The organism is Cumulibacter soli, assembly GCF_004382795.1.
Classification (GTDB): domain Bacteria; phylum Actinomycetota; class Actinomycetes; order Mycobacteriales; family Antricoccaceae; genus Cumulibacter; species Cumulibacter soli.
Window position 1 is genome coordinate 339918 of sequence record NZ_SMSG01000003.1, and the last position, 16477, is coordinate 356394.

Below are 16477 nucleotides of genomic sequence, written 5' to 3' on the forward strand. Positions count from 1 at the left end.
GTGTGCCTACTGGTGCATGTTCAGCGAGCGGCGGATGAGGCGAATCGCTATCGTCAATACTCACCAGAGTATCGGTGACCGAGGAGCGGGCATGGGCAAGGACAAGGACAAAGCGGCGCCGACAGAACTGGATCTTCGTTCATTGCTCGTCGTGCCGACGGATCCAGCTGAGGCACGCGAGAAGCTCGCCGATATCGATCCACGCTCCACACCCGGCGGTCCGGAGAACAAAGAAGAGGCGGTCGCGCGCACTGATCGGTACGCCACCGAATTGCAAGAACTTCAGGTACGGCTGCGAGCCAATGCGGAGAATTCTCGGCACCGCCGGATTCTGCTGGTGCTGCAGGGTATGGATACAGCTGGCAAGGGCGGGGTGATTAAGAAGACCATAGGGCTGTTGGACCCATCCGCGCTCGCCTTACATTCGTTCAAGGCACCGACCGCCGAAGAGCGCAAACACCACTTTCTGTGGCGAGTACGCAATAACCTGCCTTATCCCGGACAAATAGGTATCTTCGATCGATCTCATTACGAAGACGTGTTGATTCAGAAAGTCCACGCGATGGCGGACACCGAAACGATCGAGTCGCGGTACGACGACATCAATGCGTTCGAGCAGGACCTGGTCGGCGACGGATATACGATCCTGAAGTGTTTTCTGAATGTCTCGAAAGATCAGCAAAAAGAGCGTCTGCTGGAGCGGCTCGATAACCCGGACAAACACTGGAAGTTCAACCCGGCCGATATCGACGAGCGGCAGCACTGGGACGACTATCAGGACGCGTACTTAGCCGCCCTCACACGGTGCAGCACCTCGAATGCGCGGTGGTACGCCGTGCCGGCCGACCGAAAGTGGTACCGCAACTGGGCGGTTGGTCGACTACTACTGGAATCGCTGCGAGATATGGACCTCGAGTATCCGCCGACCACCTTTGATGTTGCCGAGCAGCGTCAGCGACTGCTGGACGAGTCCGCCTGATCCTGCGCTGCCTGCAGGACCGCGGCTAGGCGGGCAGCCCTAGCGCTGACCCGTAGGTCTTCCACCCGCACCGGTTGCTCGTCGGCGTCGGTGAGCGGGACACGCCAATTGGGGTACTCATCGCTGGTGCCCGGTTGATTTTGTAAGCGCAGGTCGCCGACCGCATCGCCGAGCGCTGCGCACAGCACCCGGGATGGGCTGGCCACCAGATACCGATGCAAAGCGAGGATCTTCTGCTCGCCATCGTCGGCGTTCGGTGGGTCGTCAGAGGTCAGTAGCCCCCGCGCCCTCAGGTCGTCCCTCCAGCCTTGCAGCACGACGTCGAGGTCGGCGTACTCCTCGGTCGCGGGTCGCGCGAGCAGTCCGAGTTGGTCGCGTACGGCGATATGTGCGCCCTTCAAGTACCCGCCGGTGGGTGCCAGATCGTGTGTCGTGACCGAGGCCATGCAGTACTCGCGATACCGCTCCGGAGGTAGCGGCGCGCCATCGACGTTCTCAAACCACAGCACCGACGTACCGAGAATGCCGCGGTCGGCGAGATAGTCGCGGACCCAAACTTCGACCGTACCGAGATCTTCGCCGACGATCAGCGCGTCGGCGCGCTGCGCTTCGAGCATTAGGACGCCGACCATCGCGTCCTGGTCGTAGGACACATAGGTACCCTCGTTCGGCGCACCGCCAGGCGGGATCCACCACAATCGGAACAGCCCCATAATGTGGTCGATTCGGATTCCGCCGCACCCCCGCAGCATCGCACGTACGAGGTTACGAAACGGGCGGTATGCCGTTTGTTCCAGGCGATCCGGACGCCACGCGGCCAGGCCCCAACCTTGTCCCAGACTGTTATAGGCGTCGCCAGGAGCACCGATGGTGACGCCGGCGGCGTACGTCATTGGATCGGCCCACACCTCGGCACTCGCCGTGCCGACCCCTACGGCGAGGTCGGTGACGATACCGACCCGCATACCGGCCTCGCGTGCGGTTGACTGCGCAGCGGCGAGTTGCCGGGCTGCCACGTTTTGGAGCCAGCGGTAGAAGTCGATCAGCCCTCGATGAGTGCGCGCGAAGTCGTCGACCGCATTCGCACAGGCATCGTGCAGGCCCGTTGGCCAGCCTGTCGAATCGTGTCCGCACACCTCGACGATGGCGCACCAGGTTGCGAACTCCTCGAGATCGGGATCCGGCGTGTCTATGCCATCGCGGGTCCGGTTGGCGAACAGCAGCCTCAGCGCGCGACTCTTTGCGGTCCACACTGCGTCACGATCGATGGTGTCGGCATCTCCGATGCCCGCGAGCAGGTCGGTGCGTAGCCGATCTATCTGCGCACGTAGTTCAGTTGGAGCCGCGACGTACTCATCGAGAGACTCTGGCCTGATATATATCGGATTCAGGAATCGGCGACTCGTCGGCGAGTACGGCGACGGTGACATCGGTGGCGTCGGTTCGGCTGCGTGCAGCGGATTTGTCAAGACATACCCGGCGCCCAACGCAGCCGACCACTCGGCGATCGCCGCCAGGTCGGCGAAATCGCCGATCGCCCAACTGTCCTGCGAGCGCACGCTGTAGATCTGAACCGCGAAACCCCATTCACGTCGGCTGCCGACACCGGCGGGCATACCGAGGAAACGTGGGACGACAATCAACGAGCTAGTGATGCTGCCCTCCGATGTCCTCAGCGTGAGGGTGTGATAGCCGCATGGCACCGTGGGCGGTACTTCAACAACCAACGAGTCGTCCCGCGCGCGGTTCAGCGTGAGAGCTGTGCCGTCCTCCAATTCCAGCAGCGCGTCAGACCCAGCGGGGGCGGCGATTCGTCGGGGTTCGCCCTCGCGCACGACGATGCACGCGGGCAGCGGATTGTCGCGGTCCCGCGCACGGCGCGCGTCGAACGCATTCGCGATGTCATCGGTAGAATCTACATATACTTCGAATGCAGCCAACGCCGCGATTACCGTAGCGCGCGACACCTCCCGCCGTACGCCATCGTTCCCGACGTACGCCACCGCGATGCCGTAGGCCTCAGCCAATTCCCGCAGTGCGGGCTCAACCTGAGTCATTCCGGTTCGGCTTGCTGCAGCACAATCACCGAACGCGCCGTGACATTGATCTGGGTCCCGGCCGTGAGGGTGTCGGTGCGGCGCTCGCATTGGCCCCGAGCGGTGTCGACGACCAGATTCCAGCCGAACTCGTAGTCTTGATCAGGCAGCACGAAATCGAGGTCGCCCTCGTGCGCGTTGAAGAGCAATAAGAACGAGTCGTCCACGATCGGCTGCCCGCGGTAGTTCATCCCCTTGATGCCGTGGCCATTGAGGAACACCATGATCGCCTTGCCGAAACCGGCGTTCCAGTCCTCGGGCGTCATCTCGTCGCCGGACGGCGTGAGCCAGGCTATGTCGCGTTCGGCGTTGCCCTTGGCGTAAGGCTCTGGGTGACCGTCGAAGAACCGGCGCCGCCGAAAGACCGGGTGCTCGTGACGCAGGTGCGTGAGTGCGGCGGTGAACTCGGCGAGATTCTCATCGACCGTGCCCCAGTCGACCCAGGTCAGTTCGTTGTCTTGGCAGTACGCGTTGTTGTTGCCGTGTTGGGTGCGCCCGAACTCGTCGCCGTACAGAATCATCGGAACGCCCTGGGAGACCAGGAGGGTGGTGAGGAAGTTGCGTACCCGCCGATTGCGTAGTTCGTTGGTCTCTGGGTCGTCGGTGCTTCCCTCCACACCGGAGTTCCACGATCGATTATGACTTTCGCCGTCGCGATTGTCCTCACCGTTGGCCTCGTTGTGTTTTTCGTTGTACGAGACAAGATCGCGCATTGTGAATCCGTCGTGCGCGGTGACGAAGTTGATGGATGCGGCGGGGCGCCGTCCGTTATGTGCGTACAGGTCTGAGGATCCGGTAAGCCTGGAGGCAAATTCGCCCAATGTTGATGGCTCGCCGCGCCAGAAGTCGCGCACGGTATCGCGGTACTTGCCGTTCCATTCGGTCCATAAAGGCGGAAAGTTGCCCACCTGATAGCCGCCATCGCCGATATCCCACGGTTCGGCGATCAGTTTGACCTGGCTCACGATGGGGTCCTGCTGCACGAGGTCGAAGAACGCCGAGAGCCGATCGACATCATGTAACTCGCGAGCCAGCGTCGAGGCCAGATCGAACCGAAAGCCGTCGACATGCATCTCCGTTACCCAGTACCGCAGCGAGTCCATGATCAATTGCAGCGAATGCGGCTGGCGCACGTTCAGCGAGTTCCCGGTGCCGGTGTAATCCACGTAATGGCGCGGGTCGGATTCATCGAGTCGGTAGTACGCCGCGTTGTCGATGCCGCGAAACGACAGGGTTGGTCCTAGATGATTGCCCTCGGCGGTGTGGTTGTAAACGACGTCGAGGATCACTTCGATGCCGGCGCGATGCAATGCCTTGACCATCGCCTTGAACTCCTGAACCTGCTGGCCGGCGTCACCGGCCGAGGAGTACGCATTGTGCGGCGCGAAGAAGCCGATCGTATTATAGCCCCAGTAGTTCCACATCCCGGCCTCACGAAGCCGGTGATCATGAACGAACTGATGCACCGGCATCAATTCGATTGCGGTGATACCCATCCGCCGAAGGTGCTCGACGATCGCCGGGTGCCCAATAGCGGCATACGTACCGCGCTGTTCCTCCGGGATGTCCGGGTGTAATTGGGTCAGTCCCTTGACATGCGCCTCGTAGATCACGGTGTTGTGATAGGCGGTCTTCGGAGGGTAGTCGTTTCCCCAATCGAAGAAGGGATTGATCACGACTGACCGCATTGTGTACGGCGCCGAATCGTCGTTGTTGGGCTGGTCCGGGGCCTCGGCGTCGTAGCCGAACACAGCGGGGTGCCAATCGACCTCGCCGGAGATGGCCTTCGCATACGGATCAAGCAGCAGCTTGCTCGGGTTCGTCCGTTCGCCGAGCGTGATATCGCCCGGACCGTGCACCCGGTAGCCGTACTTCTGTCCTGGTTCTACCCCGGGGAGGTAGCAGTGCCACACGAAACCGTCGACCTCGGGTAGCGTCACGGCCTGCTCGGTACCATCCTCGGCGAATAGGACGAGAGCGACCTGTTCGGCGACCTCGCTGAACAATGAGAAATTCGTGCCGCTGCCGTCGTATGTCGAGCCGAGCGGATAGGCCGTTCCGGGCCAGATCTCCATGCGTGATTCCCTCCACGGCCGCGGATACGACCACGGCAAATCATTCTCCCAGGTTCACAGGTCGGAATCTGTCCGTGGGTCGTCGTACGCTGGTCCCGTGCGAGCGAAGACAGATTTGATACCGACCCATGGCACCTTCGAGGTGATCAGCGAGTACGAACCGTCCGGTGACCAACCGACCGCTATTCGCGATCTGGAACGTCGGATCAAGGCGGGCGAACAGAACGTGGTGCTGCTGGGCGCCACGGGAACCGGTAAGTCCGCGACCACCGCGTGGCTGATCGAGAAGTTGCAGCGCCCGACGTTGGTCATGGCGCATAACAAGACCCTTGCCGCGCAGCTGGCGAACGAGTTCCGCGAGTTGCTGCCGAACAACGCCGTCGAGTACTTCGTGTCGTACTACGACTACTACCAGCCTGAGGCTTACGTTCCGCAGACCGATACGTATATCGAGAAGGATTCGTCGGTCAATGAAGAGGTCGAACGGTTGCGGCACAAGGCGACCATGTCCTTGTTGACCAGACGGGACGTGGTCGTGGTGGCTACCGTGTCGTGCATTTACGGTCTCGGCACGCCACAGGAGTACATCGACGCGTCGGCGCGGCTGCGGGTGGGCGAGGAGTACGACCGAGAGCAGTTGTTGCGGCGCCTGGTGGACATGCAGTACACCCGCAATGACATCGCGTTCAGCCGCGGTACGTTCCGCGTGCGTGGCGACACGATCGAGGTAATTCCTGCCTACGAGGAACTCGCCGTGCGGATCGAGATGTTCGGCGACGAGGTCGAGCACCTGTATCGGCTGAATCCGCTCACCGGCGAAGTGGTGTCTGAGACTGACGAGATCTTCATCTTCCCCGCCACCCACTACGCCGCCGGACCGGAGGCGGTCGAGCGCGCGGTCAAGGGAATCGAATCCGAGCTTGAGCAGCGCTTGGCCGAACTCGAACGACAGAACAAGATGCTCGAGGCGCAGCGGTTACGCATGCGCACTCAGTACGACGTCGAGATGATCCGGCAGGTCGGGTTCTGTTCCGGGATCGAGAACTATTCGCGGCACCTGGATGGTCGAGAGCCGGGTTCGGCGCCATCGTGCCTGCTTGATTACTTCCCGGAGGATTTCCTGCTGGTCATCGACGAGTCGCATCAGACGGTGCCGCAAATCGGCGCGATGTACGAGGGAGACATGTCCCGCAAGCGCACCCTCGTCGACCACGGGTTCCGGCTACCGAGTGCGGTCGACAACCGGCCGTTGAAGTTTGAGGAGTTCACCGAACGGATCGGGCAGACCGTCTACCTGTCGGCGACGCCGGCGCGGTACGAGTTGGATCTGGCGAAAGGGGAGTACGTCGAGCAGGTGATCCGACCCACCGGCCTCATCGATCCGGAAATCGTCGTCAAACCGACGAAGGGTCAGATCGACGACCTCGTGCATGAGATCCGCACTCGCAGCGAGAAGAACGAACGCGTCTTGGTCACCACGCTGACCAAAAAGATGGCCGAGGACCTCACGGATTACCTGTTGGAGTTAGGAATACGGGTGCGCTACCTGCATTCCGAGGTCGACACGTTGCGCCGCGTTGAACTGCTGAAGGAACTTCGCAAAGGCGAATTCGACGTGCTCGTCGGTATCAACTTGCTGCGTGAGGGGCTCGATCTGCCGGAAGTGTCGCTGGTGTCCATCCTGGATGCCGACAAGGAAGGGTTCCTGCGCAGCGGTACGTCGCTGATCCAAACGATCGGCCGCGCGGCGCGCAACGTGTCCGGGCAGGTGCACATGTACGCCGACACGATCACGCCCTCGATGGCGCAGGCGATCGACGAGACGGCGCGACGTCGCGAGAAGCAGCGACGGTACAACGAAGAAAATGGGATCGACCCGCAACCGCTGCGCAAGAAGATCGTCGACATCCTGGACGGCATTTATCAAGAGGCGGACGAGGAACTTCCGGTAGGCGGTAGCGGTCGATCACAGTCCCGCGGCAAGAAGAGCGTGCCGGGTGGGTCCGGTGGGGAGATGTCCGGGGTAATTCCGCAGGATGTGCAGTCGCTGCCGCGGGCAGAGTTGGCGGACCTGATCGCGAAACTGCAAGAGCAGATGTTGACCGCAGCCCGAGAGTTGCAGTTCGAGCTTGCCGCGCGACTGCGTGATGAGATCGCCGACCTGAAGAAGGAACTGCGAAATATGGACCGCGCCGGCGTCTGATCCGGACACGGAATCGAGGTGGCAGGCAGTTACATCAGGCCGGCGGCGTACGCCCCGAGTGTGCTGGCCAACTCGCTGATCTCGGCGCGGGTGTCAGCATCGGGATCACCACAGACCACGATCGGATCGGCGACCGGGCGCCACTGCATTCCGGTGGTGATCGCCTCCAGCGCCCGCAATGCACCTGACGCATCGCTGTTGGAGTGCAGAACCGCGGCGTACGGCAATGACTTCGTGGCTTCCAGACACGGGTAATAGATCTGGTCGAAGTAATGCTTCATGGCGCCGGCGAGATAGCCGATGTTCACCGGGCACAGCAAGATCACCCCGTTGGCGCTGAGCGTGTCGTGCGCTCCCGCCGTCAGCGCCGGCAGTGTCGTTACCTCCAGGCCAGCGAGCTCGTCAATAGCCAGTCCGTCGGCGACGGACTCGGCGACGGCCGCCGTACCGATCGACACCGTGTGGTGTACGACGAGCACCCGGCCCGCTTCGGCTTCCTGGGTCATGACAGTTCCACGCTCCTGTTCAGCTGGCGCACCCGCCCTGGGCTCATTTCTGCCGCCCACCATGCCACGGTTAGAGTGCGGAACATGATCGAGCAGTCCCTACGCGGTCCGTTCTACGGTAAGAGCCTGACCGACATCCGAGCAATGGTCGATGAGCGATCCGTTCTCGCCGTCGCCGTCGAAACACTGGATGCGATCGAGCGCACCCAGCCCGATCTGAATGCGTTCGTGCATGTTGATCGCGAGCGGGTGCTGGCCGATGCGGCCGCACTCGATGCCACGACGGGTCAGCGCGGCCCCCTGCACGGCGTCCCCGTCGGGATCAAAGACCTTATCGACGTAGCCGGATGGCCGGTGACATCCGGGTCGCGCCTGCTGGCCCGACGCATTGCGCAGACTGACGCGGAGGTGGTGACGAGCCTGCGCGCGGCGGGAGCGTTGATCGTCGGCATGACCTTGACGCATGAGTTTGCGTTCGGCGGGACCGGGGACGTCAGCAAAGACGGCGCCGCCCGAAATCCGCACGATCTCGGGCGGATGACCGGCGGCTCGAGCGCCGGCAGCGGAGCGGTCAGTGCGGCCGGTCTGGTCCCATTGGCCTTGGGTACGGACACCGGTGGGTCGGTGCGCATTCCGTCAGCGTTCTGCGGGGCGGTGGGGATCAAGACCGCGTACGGCGACGTCCCCTCGACGGGCAGCCAGGATCTTGCGCCGAACTTGGACACGATCGGCGTACTCGCCGGCGACGCGGACGTCGCGTGGGCGGGATGGTCGGTACTGACCGGGAAACCGGTTCCCGAGGCTGTCGCGCCAACGTGGTCCTGGCTGAATATTGATCGAGTCCCACTCATCGACCCCGCGGTCGCGGCGTTGGTGCGTGAGGTGTTCGATGCGGCCAGCGACGATGCCACGGCAGAGGTGTCGCTGGGTAACTGGCCCGAGATGCGCAGCGTGGCGGCATCGGTGATGAATCGCGAAGCGTACGACGTACACGCCCATCAGCTTGATGAGCGTCGCGATGATTACGAGCCTTCGACGTGGGCGCGTATCGACGCGGGACGACGCGTGAGCGATGAGCAGTACGCCGCCGCCCGGGCGCAGCAGGCCGCCTGGCGGCAGTCGCTGATCGATTTTCTGGAGCCGAATCAAGTCCTGGTGTCGCCGACGGTCGGGGTAACGGCGCCGCGGATAGGTGAGCGGGATATGACCGTTGGCGGCCACAACGGGAACAGTTCGCAGATTGCCGCCAACCTGACGGTGCGGTGGAACCTGGCGGGCTTTCCCGGTGCGAGTGTTCCGGCGGGTGAGATTGACGGGCTCCCGGTGGGCCTGCAAATCATCACCACGCCTGGGCAGGAGGGCGCGCTGCGGGCGGCGATCGCTCGGGTGCGCGACGTTGTGGCACCTCGCGGCGACTGATCCAGGACGTGGGGGCATAATGTCCTAGTCCAGTTGGAGGGGAGTATTCCCGCACACCACACTCGTCACCACGGTCGGTTCGCGCCGACCCGGGTTGGTGGCCGCCCATGACGGCGGTGGAAGAGACCTCCGGATCGACAGCAACGCCGCGCGCAGGACAGTCCTGCCCACGAGCGGCGTGCCGTGAGCCGGAAGGTACCTGCATTGCTGAACCAAACCAGCGAGATCCTCGCGTCCACTAACCCGGAAACCGGCCAGCCGTATTTCCCCTGGTGGGTCTGGGCGATCACGATCGTCGCCGTGCTCGCCGTGATGGCCGTGGACCTGTTCGTGGTGGACCGCGACCCGCATGAGGTAGGCCCAAAAGAGGCCGGCCGGTGGGTGATCTTCTACATCTCGCTAGCAGTCGTATTCGGGCTAGGGATGTGGGCCTTGGTGGACGGTCAACATTCCATTGAGTTCTTCTCGGGCTGGATCACCGAATATTCGCTGAGCGTCGACAACCTGTTCGTGTTCGTACTGATCATGAGCTCGTTCGCGGTGCCGAAGATTCACCAGCATCGGGTGCTACTGATCGGCATTTTGATCGCGCTGGTGCTGCGCACCATCTTTATCGCGGCGGGGTCTGCGATCATCTCCAGTTTCCAGTGGGTCTTCTTCATCTTCGGCGGCTTCCTGCTGTACACCGCATGGAAGCTCGCCTTCAAGAAGGAAGATGAGGACGAAGAGTACCAAGAAAGCAAGCTGATCCGCACGGTCCGCAAGATCTACCCGGTGACCGACGATTATCACGGGTCGAAGTCCATCGTGAAGATCAACGGCAAGCGGTGGCTGACGCCGATGTTCATCGTGATGCTGGCGATCGGATCTACCGATCTGCTGTTCGCGCTCGACTCGATTCCGGCGATCTTCGGGCTTACCAAGGAGCCGTACATCGTCTTCACCGCGAACGCGTTCGCACTCATGGGCCTACGTCAACTCTACTTCCTGATCGGTGGCCTGCTCGACCGCTTGGTGTACCTCTCACACGGTCTGGCCATCATCCTCGGCTTTATCGGCGTCAAGCTGATCTTCGAGGCAATGGCTGCGGTGGGCATCGACTGGGCGCCGCACATTGGCATTGAGATTTCGCTGGGCGTGATAGTCGGGGTGCTGTTGCTGACCACCGTGCTCAGTCTGCGCAAGTCGAACAAGGACAAGGAACTGCTGGCTCGAGACGAAGCCGAAGTCGCGGCGCGGTTGGACGGCGACGGTACGACCGGAAACGCCTAGCACGCGTGCTGCTGGCCCCGCCGTTTCTCTCGGGGTCAGCGCACGCGACGGGCGTCGGCCAACGCGGTGAGGAACTGTGCGACGGCGGCGGTGTCGGCAATTCGCAGTGTGGCGCAGGTCGGGCCGGGTCCAACCTTGACCCCTACATCTCTGCCGCGCAAGCGTGCGAAGGCGTCCTCGTCGGTGACGTCGTCGCCAAGGAACACCACGACCGTCGCACCGAGTCGATCGCGCAACTGGTCCAGAGCGGCGCCCTTGCCGGTATGTACCGCGGCGACCTCAACGACCTTCTTGCCCTCGGTGACGTGTACGCCCTCGATCGAGGCCGGTCCGGCTTCGATGTCGGTGAGAATCGCGGCGATGTTCGAGTCTGTGGCGTGCCGATAGTGAATCGCCGTACTCACCGGTTTGCGCTCGACCTCGACGCCATGGTGCGCATTGGCAACGAGGTCCGCGGCCCGGTTGATGTGCGCGAGACGCTCGGTGTCCGTGGCGGAGAGTGTGGATTCGAGTCCCGACTCGAATTCCAGCCCGTGTGATCCAACCAGATTCGTCGTTCCATAGAGCCCGGTGAGCTCACGCAACACATCCAATGCGCGGCCAGAAATGACGGCGGTATCGGTGTGCGGCTGGGCCGCGAGATCGCGCAGCGCCGCAACGGACTCCGGTTCGGGACGGGCGTCGGCGGGCACCGGCACGATCTGTGCCATGGTGCCATCGAAATCGGAGGCCACGAGCAGGATCTCGGCGGCCGCGAGGTCGCCAATGGCGCGTAGCGCCTCTGCCGGCAACACAGTGCGCGCTACGTTCACGCTCCAGAGTCCTTTCGGCTGCGCTGATGGGCGTCGTCCATGTAATCGACGTACGTGCGTGCCCAGGAGGCGACGTCGTTTCGGTGAATCTGGCGTTGCAATGTCCGTATCCGTCTACGCTTTTCTTCATCGTCGGCCTGCAGCGCGGCGAGGTAGGTGTTCTTGAGCCCTTCGATGTCGTACGGGTTCACGCGAAATGCTTGTCGCAGTTCCAGCGCAGACCCGGCAAACTCTGACAGCACCAATGCGCCAGTGCCGTCCAATCGGCATACGACGTACTCCTTGGCCACCAGATTCATCCCATCGCGGAACGGTGTGACGAGCATCAGGTCGGCTGCGAGATACAACGCGACAATCTCTTCGCGTGGCAGCGAGCGGTGAATGTAGACGACTGCCGGGCGGCCAACGCTGCCGTAGGCACCATTGATGCGGCCGACGGTGCGTTCGACGTTCTCGCGCAGCAACCGGTACGCCTCGACGCGTTCTCGACTTGGCGTTGCAACCTGGATCATCACCGTGCTGTCAGGGTCCACCTTGCGCTCGAGCAGCAATTCCTCGAATGCCTCTAATCGGGTGCCAATTCCCTTGGTGTAGTCCAACCGGTCAATGCCGAGCAGGATGTGGTCGGGATTGCCAAGCTCGGCGCGGATCTGCGCGGCACGTCGCTGTACCGACTCAGTGGCCGCGAGTTCGGCGAAACTATCGACGTCGATCGAGATCGGGAAGCTGTGCGCACGAACCACGCGTGTGTCGACCGGAACCGCGCCCCGAGCGGGTTTGAGGCCGAGCAGACTGCGCGTAAGCCGCAGGAAGTTTCCGGAACCGCCGGGGGTCTGAAAACCGACCAGATCCGCGCCAAGCAGCCCTTCGATGATCTGAGTCCGCCACGGGAGTTGGCTGAACAACTCGTTCGGTGGAAATGGGATATGGAGGAAGAACCCGATGCGCAGGTCCCGTCGCAGTTCACGCAGCATCGCCGGTACGAGTTGTAACTGGTAATCGTGCACCCACACGAATGCGCCGGGTGCCGCGACGCGCGCGGCAGCCTCAGCGAACCGTCGATTGACGCGTACGTAGGCATTCCACCAATGTCGGTGATACTCGGCCGGAACGATGGCGTCGTGATACAGCGGCCACAATGACGTGTTCGAGAAGCCTTCGTAGTACTCCTCGATATCGTCCTCAGTCAGCGGAACGGGGTGCAGTATCAGTCCGTCATTCTCAAAGGACGGCAACTGCTCGTCAGAACTCTCCGATGCGTCTCCGGTCCATCCGATCCACGCTGCCGAACCGGCCTGCTTACGCATCAGCGGCTCGACGGCGGTGACTAGACCACCAGGTGACCGACGCCAGGACTTTTGGCCGTCGTGCGCGACGACGCGGTCGACGGGGAGTCGGTTTGCTACGACGACGAAATCGCTCAGGGAGGACACGTAATAGAGATTACCTAGGTTCACACGATGCGGGACTCGGCCTCGGGACGGTCTGAGGTTCGGTGGCCCCAACTCCCCAGCATGCGCCGCAAACTCGCGTAGAACAAGACTGGTGGAGTGGGATTTTCAGTCGTACCCTCAGACATGTGAGGACGAACCGGACAGCGGTGTAACCCTTACAGGCACGAAGCCCTCGGTGGTTGTCGAACGGCGGATCAGGACCCACAAGAGCGTCCCCGCATCGGTCGAAGGACCAGGACCCACCCCGGGCTTCGTGCCTTCCTCTTTCCAGGCCGTTCGCTCGATCGGACTCGCCAGTTCGCCTTCGGTCTCAGCACCTCGAGCAACGCTGGACCGTGCTGGGACCGACTTCGCACATCTCGATCGCTGGTCGCCTGCTCTAGTGCCGCCTGGTCTCGTGCCGAACTGGCGGGTATCGACCAGAGTAGAGAGGAACGAGGTCCACGTAGCGGGGACCTCCGTAGGACCTCAGTGTTGGTTCTCCTAGTCGCCACGACGGACCTCACGACCCTCGTTCCTGGACTGAACGACCGCTAAGGTGGATTCGAGACTTACACGTACAGCGTTGGCGTGTTCGCACGAAGGGAAAATGAATGAGCAAACAGTACGAACTGATTCTCACCGAGCAGCGGGACGCTGTCCTGCTGATCACGCTGAACCGGCCCGACCGGATGAATGCATGGACACCGGCGATGAGCGCGGAGATGTCCGATGCGATCGAGGCCGCGAACGCCGACGACAGCATCGGCGCGATCGTTGTCACGGGTGCCGGGCGCGGTTTCTGCGCAGGCGCCGACATTGGCGCGGTCTTCGAGAAGAACCTCGAGGAGTCGGCCGACAAGGAGCCTGAGAAGCCGCAGGTGGGGGACTGGGTCGCGCTGTGCCGCCGCTCGAAGCCGTTGATCGCCGCCGTGAACGGCCCGTCGATCGGTGTCGGGTTGACGATGATTCTGCCGTTCGATCAGATCGTCGCATCGAGTACGGCGAAACTGTCCGCGCGCTTCGTGAAGATGGGGCTGGTTACGGAACTGGCGTCGTCCCACTACCTGATTTCGCGGTGCGGCTGGGGCGCGGGCAGCTGGCTTGCGCTGAGCGGTACGACGATTCTTGGTGATGAGGCGGCGCAGCTTGGCCTGGTCGACCGCGCTGTCGAGCCAGAACGTGTGCTTGAGGTTGCGATGGATATGGCGACCGAACTGTCCGGCAATCCGCCGGCCCAGTTGCGGTTTGTGAAGGAACTGCTGACTGCGAACGCGGTCGAGACCGATTTGAACCTGATTCAGCAGCGCGAGCATGACCTGTTGGAGAAGTCGTACAAGACTCCGGATCACGCCGAGGCGATCGCGGCGTTCATGGAGAAACGTCCGCCAGTCTTCCGATAGCGAGTCAGGACCGCGGAGGTCAGCCTGATCTCGGGCAGGACGGTCGCGCCGAAGGTTGTGGTTACGGATCATATTGCGCCCGATGTTGCACCGACTACGGTGCGACATCGGGCGTGACGTGTGCATAGGGCGCCCGTGGATACGGCACGGCGGATCCTCGCCGGACTTCTTGGGGTGGGCGCGAGCCCACCACCTAGTGTGTGGTCGGCCAGTGGGCCTAGGCCCAGGTGAACTTTTGCAGAGTGTGGCAGTCGGCCGGGACCGCTCCGGTACGGCCGCCCGCCGACCAGGTGACTTCGCCGACGTACACGTCGCCATTCGCGTCTACCGCGATGCCGTGCGGGGCGAAGAATGAGCCCGCTGCGGCTGGATCGGGCGATCCCCAGCGGGACAGCATCTCGCCGGTAGCGGTCCATACCGAGCAACTGCCGCCCGGGGCGTCCGGTCCTGTGCTGGTAATCCACGGGCCGAGGCCCGCGCGCATGCCGAGTTCGGCTACGTAGAGCAGTTCGTCCGGTCCGAACGCGAGCGCACAGGGCCGATTCACACCCGCGATCAGGTCCACGAACTTGCCGTTACGGTCGAAAATCTGGATACGACTGTTTTCGCGGTCGGCAACGTACAGATGCTGTTCGTCAGGCGAGGCTGCGATCCCGTGCGGCAGGGTGAACTCCCCGGGCGCCTCTCCCGCCTCGCCCCAGGAGAACTCGTGGTTGCCATCGAGGTCAAAGACATGCACACGAGCGTTGCCGTACCCATCTGAGACGTAGATCTGGCCGTCGCTGAGAATGGCGCAATCCGTCACTCCGTTGAATGGGCTTCCGGCGTGCTTGCGCTCCTTGGGCACGGCCGTGCTCATCATGTCGAGGCGGTGATTCTCGCTGTCGTCCACGCGGGAGTCGCCAGGCACACCCGGCGTCCCGATCATCATGAGCAGTTCGCCTTCGGGGGTGAACCGCCGCAGTGTGTGGTCGAAATCGTCGGTGCAGTAGACGGTTCCGTCGGGGCCGAAGGTGAGGCTGTGCGGATGCGTGAACAAGCCCTCACCCCAGGAGGTCACAAAGGATCCGTCGCGGTCATAGACGATGACGGGGTGCTCGCCGCGGTTGAACACGAATGCCCGTCCGTGCGCGTCGATGTCGACGTCCACGACGTCGGGGTGCGACCAGCCGGCGGGCAGCTGCTCCCAGTCATCGACGAGTCTCGCGTTCATCTTTTCAGCCGGCACGGCTGCCTCCATCACTGCGAAAGGTCACGTCGTCGACCTCCCGACCGTCACCCACTAGTTCACAATCGGCCAACCGGCCGACGGTGTCAACGGTCCGGACCAACCGCTCTGCCTCGGCGGCTCATGACCAGCTCAACTCGGGGTCGCGCGGTTCGAGGCCGGTAAGCCGTCTACAGCAGGGGCGTTCGGGTGGAGGACGGTACATTCACGCCCATGACGAACGACCCCACTGCGGCGATTGACCGACGTGCCAACCGCGCGAGCGCCGACCTGAAGCGATCTGCGGGAGAGTGACGCACGATAATCGCCCGTTATCGTGCGTCACTCTCCCGCAGATGGGGTCAGATGGTGCATGTGCGGTGGGCCTGCCGGTGCCGGCTACCAGCCGCGGGCGCGCCATTCATCGAGCGAACCGCGTTCAGCCGCGAGCGTCGTGTCGTCACCGTGCCCCGGATATACGACGGTGTCCTCAGGCAGCGAGAAGATGCGCTCCTCTACATCCGACAGCAACTGCTCGAAGTCTCCGGGCTCCCACGTTTTGCCGACGCCGCCGGGGAAGAGTGAGTCGCCGCTGAACAGGTGGCCGCTACCGTTCGGGTCCCGCCAGTACAGCGCAATCGAACCCGGGGTGTGCCCGCGCAGGTGAATGACGTCCAGTTCGACGTCCCCGCACTTGACCTTGTCGCCGTGTACCAGCGGGTCGGTGGGGATCGGGAGTTCGGGCGCGTCCTCGGGGTGTGCGTACGCCACGGCGCCGACCACGCCCATCAGCATTTCCAGACCCAGCCAGTGGTCCTGATGGCGGTGGGTGGTCACGATCGTCTCCAGGATTCCGTCCCCGAGGCGTTCGCGGACAAGTTCTACCAGCCGTTCGGGTTCGTTCGCTGCGTCAATCAGCAGCCCGTTCCCGGTGGCCGTGCACCGCAGAAGGTATGCATTGTTGTCCATCGGCCCGACGCTCGCCTTGGTGATCTCCAGCGCGCTGGTGTTGATCGGCTCAGACGTGGTCCCGGAATCGATGTGGCCGTTGTAGGTCACCGCATGCCTCCAT

12 protein-coding genes are annotated in these 16477 nt (G+C 62.8%); 5 read left to right on the plus strand and 7 right to left on the minus strand.

Features of this window, described 5'->3' with window-relative positions:
* The first annotated feature begins 91 nt into the window (after nt 1–91).
* Entirely contained in the window at nt 92–979 is an 888-nt protein-coding gene (locus E1H16_RS08405; protein WP_134323248.1) for a PPK2 family polyphosphate kinase, read from the plus strand.
* On the opposite strand, the gene malQ is transcribed toward E1H16_RS08405, so the two are convergent.
* Together malQ and glgX are read right to left on the minus strand one after the other, a co-directional pair.
* Nucleotides 952–3036 carry a 4-alpha-glucanotransferase gene (gene malQ, locus E1H16_RS08410; protein ID WP_134323249.1) on the minus strand — a complete coding sequence of 695 codons (2085 nt, stop codon included), beginning with the start codon at nt 3034–3036 and terminating at the stop codon, nt 952–954. The genes E1H16_RS08405 and malQ overlap by 28 nt on opposite strands.
* Nucleotides 3033–5150: a glycogen debranching protein GlgX gene (gene glgX, locus E1H16_RS08415; protein ID WP_134323250.1), complete on the minus strand. Its 2118-nt coding sequence runs from the start codon at nt 5148–5150 to the stop codon at nt 3033–3035. The genes malQ and glgX overlap by 4 nt, the downstream gene beginning before the upstream one ends.
* A gap of 97 nt (nt 5151–5247) precedes the next feature.
* Here glgX and uvrB point away from each other — a divergent pair, with 97 nt between their 5' ends.
* On the plus strand, nt 5248–7353 hold the full coding sequence (uvrB, locus tag E1H16_RS08420; protein ID WP_208378931.1) for an excinuclease ABC subunit UvrB: 2106 nt from the start codon (nt 5248–5250) through the stop codon (nt 7351–7353).
* 29 nt (nt 7354–7382) lie between these two features.
* Here the strand turns inward: uvrB and E1H16_RS08425 are convergent, their stop codons facing one another.
* The gene (locus E1H16_RS08425; protein ID WP_134323252.1) at nt 7383–7859 is read right to left on the minus strand and encodes a flavodoxin family protein; all 477 of its coding nucleotides are present in this window, start codon (nt 7857–7859) and stop codon (nt 7383–7385) included.
* 84 nt (nt 7860–7943) lie between these two features.
* Here E1H16_RS08425 and E1H16_RS08430 point away from each other — a divergent pair, with 84 nt between their 5' ends.
* Nucleotides 7944–9278, plus strand: coding sequence for an amidase (locus tag E1H16_RS08430; RefSeq protein WP_134323253.1), 1335 nt, complete (start codon nt 7944–7946; stop codon nt 9276–9278).
* Nucleotides 9279–9461: 183 nt separating this feature from the next.
* Nucleotides 9462–10550 carry a TerC family protein gene (locus E1H16_RS08435; RefSeq protein ID WP_243837791.1) on the plus strand — a complete coding sequence of 363 codons (1089 nt, stop codon included), beginning with the start codon at nt 9462–9464 and terminating at the stop codon, nt 10548–10550.
* A 35-nt stretch (nt 10551–10585) separates the two neighbouring features.
* Here the strand turns inward: E1H16_RS08435 and otsB are convergent, their stop codons facing one another.
* Together otsB and E1H16_RS08445 are read right to left on the minus strand one after the other, a co-directional pair.
* Nucleotides 10586–11362 (minus strand): trehalose-phosphatase, encoded by a 777-nt coding sequence (otsB, locus tag E1H16_RS08440; RefSeq protein WP_208378932.1) that lies wholly within the window; start codon nt 11360–11362, stop codon nt 10586–10588.
* Nucleotides 11359–12795 carry an alpha,alpha-trehalose-phosphate synthase (UDP-forming) gene (locus tag E1H16_RS08445; RefSeq protein ID WP_243837792.1) on the minus strand — a complete coding sequence of 479 codons (1437 nt, stop codon included), beginning with the start codon at nt 12793–12795 and terminating at the stop codon, nt 11359–11361. Before E1H16_RS08445 ends, otsB begins: the two co-directional genes overlap by 4 nt.
* A gap of 614 nt (nt 12796–13409) precedes the next feature.
* On the opposite strand from E1H16_RS08445, the gene E1H16_RS08450 reads away from it, so the two are divergent.
* Nucleotides 13410–14198, plus strand: coding sequence for an enoyl-CoA hydratase/isomerase family protein (locus tag E1H16_RS08450; RefSeq protein WP_134323255.1), 789 nt, complete (start codon nt 13410–13412; stop codon nt 14196–14198).
* A 217-nt stretch (nt 14199–14415) separates the two neighbouring features.
* Here the strand turns inward: E1H16_RS08450 and E1H16_RS08455 are convergent, their stop codons facing one another.
* Together E1H16_RS08455 and E1H16_RS08460 are read right to left on the minus strand one after the other, a co-directional pair.
* Nucleotides 14416–15426: a peptidyl-alpha-hydroxyglycine alpha-amidating lyase family protein gene (locus tag E1H16_RS08455; protein WP_208378933.1), complete on the minus strand. Its 1011-nt coding sequence runs from the start codon at nt 15424–15426 to the stop codon at nt 14416–14418.
* Nucleotides 15427–15804: 378 nt separating this feature from the next.
* Nucleotides 15805–16464 (minus strand): MBL fold metallo-hydrolase, encoded by a 660-nt coding sequence (locus tag E1H16_RS08460; protein WP_208378934.1) that lies wholly within the window; start codon nt 16462–16464, stop codon nt 15805–15807.
* Nucleotides 16465–16477: the final 13 nt, after the last annotated feature.

Excerpts from the sequence above, each read along its gene's own strand:
- E1H16_RS08405 (WP_134323248.1), top strand. The coding sequence starts at position 92 with ATGGGCAAGGACAAGGACAAAGCGGCGCCGACAGAACTGGATCTTCGT.
- malQ (WP_134323249.1), bottom strand. The coding sequence starts at position 3,036 with ATGACTCAGGTTGAGCCCGCACTGCGGGAATTGGCTGAGGCCTACGGC.
- glgX (WP_134323250.1), bottom strand. The coding sequence starts at position 5,150 with ATGGAGATCTGGCCCGGAACGGCCTATCCGCTCGGCTCGACATACGAC.
- E1H16_RS08425 (WP_134323252.1), bottom strand. The coding sequence starts at position 7,859 with ATGACCCAGGAAGCCGAAGCGGGCCGGGTGCTCGTCGTACACCACACG.
- E1H16_RS08430 (WP_134323253.1), top strand. The coding sequence starts at position 7,944 with ATGATCGAGCAGTCCCTACGCGGTCCGTTCTACGGTAAGAGCCTGACC.
- E1H16_RS08450 (WP_134323255.1), top strand. The coding sequence starts at position 13,410 with ATGAGCAAACAGTACGAACTGATTCTCACCGAGCAGCGGGACGCTGTC.